This window comes from Delftia sp. WSY_12 (assembly GCF_043104645.1).
Classification (GTDB): domain Bacteria; phylum Pseudomonadota; class Gammaproteobacteria; order Burkholderiales; family Burkholderiaceae_C; genus Comamonas; species Comamonas tsuruhatensis.
This window is the reverse complement of the sequence record NZ_JBICKW010000039.1, coordinates 1-4,133: the sequence shown is the minus strand read 5'-3', so window position 1 is coordinate 4,133 and position 4,133 is coordinate 1. Positions and strand designations below refer to the sequence as shown.

4 protein-coding genes are annotated in these 4,133 nt (G+C 54.4%); all 4 read left to right on the top strand.

Translation table 11 applies throughout. The features are described from left to right. The coding region (locus tag ACF8LI_RS22470) for a hemagglutinin repeat-containing protein (protein WP_392414166.1) at positions 1 to 2,388 on the top strand (2,388 nt) is incomplete at its 5' end. Further along, a complete protein-coding gene (locus tag ACF8LI_RS22465; RefSeq protein WP_202760079.1) occupies positions 2,388 to 2,888 on the top strand; it encodes a hypothetical protein in 501 nt (166 codons plus the stop codon). The genes ACF8LI_RS22470 and ACF8LI_RS22465, both read left to right, overlap by 1 nt. Before the next feature lie 146 nt (positions 2,889 to 3,034). Then, entirely contained in the window at positions 3,035 to 3,382 is a 348-nt protein-coding gene (locus ACF8LI_RS22460) for an Imm8 family immunity protein (protein ID WP_392414165.1), read from the top strand. Positions 3,383 to 3,428: 46 nt separating this feature from the next. After that, positions 3,429 to 3,953 carry a hypothetical protein gene (locus ACF8LI_RS22455; RefSeq protein ID WP_353179977.1) on the top strand — a complete coding sequence of 175 codons (525 nt, stop codon included), beginning with the start codon at positions 3,429 to 3,431 and terminating at the stop codon, positions 3,951 to 3,953. Positions 3,954 to 4,133: the final 180 nt, after the last annotated feature.

Here is a 4,133-nt window from a genome sequence, read left to right as displayed (position 1 = left end):
TCGGCCAGCGTGGGCGTGGCCTTCACGTTGGGCAGCAAGAACGGCTTCAGCGTCAATGTGGGGCTCAGCCAGGGCAAGGGCAGTGGCAGCGGTGAAAGCCTCAGCCACACCAACACCCACATCAAGGCAGGCGGCACGGCCAGCGTGCAAAGCGGCGGCGACACCACGCTCAAGGGCGCCACCATCGTGGCCGACACGGTCAAGGCCGACATAGGCGGCAACCTCGCCATCGAAAGCCTGCAGGACAAGAGCACCTACAACGAGAAAAGCAGCAGCGCAGGCCTCAACGTCAGCCTGTGCGTGCCTCCCCTGTGCTACGGCGCCTCCAGCGTGGGCGGCAGCGCCGGGCGCACGCGCATCGACAGCGACTACCAGAGCGTGGTCGAGCAAAGCGGCATCCGCGCTGGCGACGGTGGCTTTGACGTCAAGGTCAAGGGCGACACCACGCTCAAGGGCGGCGCCATCACCAGCACCCAGGTGGCGATGGACGACGGCAAGAACCGCTTTGAAACCGGCGGCAAGCTGACCACCAGCGACATTGAAAACCACGCGGCCTACGACGCCAGCGGCTGGAGCGCAGGCGGCAGCGTGGGCTTCCAGGCAGGTGACCAGAGCACAGCCAAGACAGAAGAACAAAAAAAGGCCGCACTCGACACAGGCAAGGGCCTGACGGGCGGCAGTGCCGGCGTGGGCAGCGACAGCGGCAATGCCAGCAGCACCACCAAGGCAGGCATCAGCGGCGTGGCGGGTGACAGCGGTGCGCGCACGGGGGACAAGGAGACGGGCCTCAAGCCCATCTTCGACAAGGACAAGGTGCGCGAGAACGTCAATGCGCAGATCGAGATCACGCGGGAGTTTGGTTCACGCGCGAGCAAGGCGGTGGGGGACTATGCGCAAGGGCGGCTCAATGAGGCCGGCAAACTGCGGGAGCAGGCCGCTGATGAAAAAGATCCAGCCCGGGCGCAGGAGCTTTTGAATCAGGCGGATGGCATCGAGCGTGACTGGTCAGAAGGCGGAGCCATGCGCGTCCTGGCGCACACCGTCATCGGAGGTTTGGTCGGTGGTGCGGGTGGCGCAGCCGGTGCAGCTACCAGTCAGGCTGTAGTGGCGGAACTGGACAACGTACTCACTTCCATGGGAGTAGAGGGCCCAGCCCGAGACGCCGTGCTGGCTGCGACCAGCACGGCGATTGGAGCGACCACGGGAGGAGCTGCGGGTGCTGCCGCCGCAGGCAACGCTACGGTCAACAACTACCTCACTCACGACCAATGGAACCAGTACGCCAAGGACCTTGCCAACTGCAAGGCCCAAGGGTGCAGCAAGGAAGAAGAAGCCCAGATCCGCAACAAGTGGGAAAGCCTCAGCACAGAACAGAACATCGCCTTGGCCAACTGTGATACAGGCGGTAACTGCGGGGACCTTTGGAAGGATGTCGTGGACGGCACCAACCGCATGAATGAACTCGTCAAAGACGGCAAGATTCCTGGCGGAGCGGTGCAAAACGATTTGGGCCAGTACCAGGGCCAGCGTCTGGCAACGGATCCCGTCTATCGTCAGCAAGTCAGTGACGCGAGAAAAACCGTCGAGGCATGCAACGCCAATCCCAGCCAGTGCAACGAACAGGCATTGAGGGTGGCGGCGGTTGTGCTGACGCCCATCATCGCTCCCGTGATCGGGAACGCGGCGTTCACACAGATGCTGGTCAACAGCGGAAAGATGGCAGCGTCGGAGATCGCGCTACTGTATCAACTGGGGACGGTGAACTACTGCGCTTTACGCCCACAGGGTTGTATGGTCGTGATCGAGACGGCGGCAGGTCTAGCGACGAACTCGACTGCACCATCGGTAGTGCCTAGTGGGAAAGTGCCGGGGGGTAAGAAGCCTGGAGGAGGGGCTGATTCCACAGGAAAAACCAACGGAAGTTCTATAGTTGAAGACGAAAAAGCGGCTTTGGAACGTATTGGTAAAAATCCGACAGGCCCTGATTTAACAAATAAAGCACCTAATTCGGTGTTGAACACCAAAGCTGTAAATGACTTGAAGGATGGGAAATTGCCGGGTATCCCTATCGGGGGGCCGGGTACGCCGAGAGAGATGCCTGCAAGCCAAAATCCGAGTGCTACTGCTGAGGACTTTGTGAATAAAATCTTTGAGGATTTTCCGATAGCGAAGAAGCCAATAGCTGGGTGTGACGGATGCTGGCGCGCGCAGAATAGCGATGGCGCTTGGATTACATACAGACCCGCTGGGCAAGCAAGTTCTGCTACCTCTTCAACTACTGCAACAGTAGAGATAAATGGGGCCAACATTAACCAATTGAATTCCAATCAGGCAGGTAAAGGCCAAGTGTTAAAGCTTAAATTCCCAGTTAAGAGTGAGGTGAAGTGATGTTGAGTATTTCTTTTAAAGATTCTGTGGCAATTCAAAATGATATTTATATGTTGACGCTGGATGACTATGCACCACACGGAGTGCTAGGTGGGCAAAGTAGAGATGAAAATCCTATTCATTGGCAATATACTGTTGATATTATTTATCGATGTTTGGTGGCGGGCTTTTGGAGAATATGGAATTCGCCACTACTGACGCAGAATAGCATCGTAGATCATGAGGGGTTTTGTAAGAAACTATCCGAGTTAAGTCCATTTGAATTATCGGAGGAGGGAGAAGATTACTGGCTTGGAACTATGTTGTGTTGTACGGAATTGAGTTTGAGTTTGGTTAAAAGATTTGGAGTGAATGGAATGGTCTCAGATGGCTTCTGCGAGCCATTTGTTATCGAAGTTGAGCAAGAGTTTTTAAAACATGATGTTTCTTGGTCGCGCGGGAGCTTTTTTACTGTGAAAGCCCATAGGGAAATCAAGGGGTGGCAGGCAGATTCCCAATAAATGAGGTGCTCCAGCTTGGGGCGAAACTCCGCCTTCAACAACTGCTGTGCAAGAAATATTTACTCAGGCCTTGAGTAGCGAGGGAGGCGCAGGTTGCAGGAATGAGCTGTAAATACTGATCTTCTTGAAAGAGCGGTGAGGTAATAATGAAGGCGGCTGTAAAAAATATAACTAGCGATATCTTTGACTTGAAAACCTATTGTCCAGATAATCTGAGAAATTTTTCTATTAGTCTTCGTGTTCAGATTGGGGTTGATTGCACTCTCGGAGCTGACGATTTTGAGATTTTCATCTGTACTCCAGAGTGGTTGATTGATAATATATACAATCCATATTGGGGGCGTGGTTTATTATTAATTCGTGAATATAATTTGCAGGAGGTTTATAAAAATATTCATGAACTAGTTGACGGAATTGAGGGCGAAAGTTGGCAGGAAATTTCTACTAAATTATCAAAGTTTTTTTTATGGGAATTTGATGATTATAAATATTAAAGATGCTCTTATGTTTTAAGTAAAGTATAGGAATGATATGAGTGGAATGCATTCTTTTTTATTAGTCTTCTCTTTGGGTGCTCTACTGGCTGGTTGCGCCATCGAACCTCGCCGCAACTACACGCCACAGCCCAAAGACGCCACATTGCATCTCCGCTCCACAGGCATGCCCATGTCGGCAAGCTTCTCCATCAGTTCCGCCAGCACGGCGTGCGAAGGCTTTGAATTCGCAGGATCTGTCCGCGATGGAGGCGAGGGCGTGCTGCTGCCCTGGATTGCAGCGTTGAGCAACAAGCTCAGCGGCGTTCCAACTGTGCGAGAGGCTGCGGTGCCCGCAGATGCGCCAGTGCAGGTCAAAGGCTTTTCTTTCTGGCAGGACCAGTACAGCAGCGGTTCCTGTGGGCCGGTCGCCAAGCGGTTTACACCCACGGCCGATGGCGTCTATCGTGTTGATTTTGTCTGGGCTGGCATGCGCAAGTGCGGGTTGCGTATCGTGGATATCAGCAGGCCTGATGAGCCAAGGGAAGTACCTGGCGCGCCGCTGATCTGTCCTCGTCCGCCTGGGCTGTAGTTCTACGGTTCGGTGTTCACAAGTCAGGACCGCCATGCATATCGCCCGCGTTCTGATCGCTCTGTTGTGGTTTCAATTTCTGCCTGTCGTCTCTGGTGGCCAGAACATCCGTATCGCAGACCAGGGGTTCAGTCTCAGCGGCGGCGGCCTCGACAATCGGGGCGGCAAGACCAGCGATGC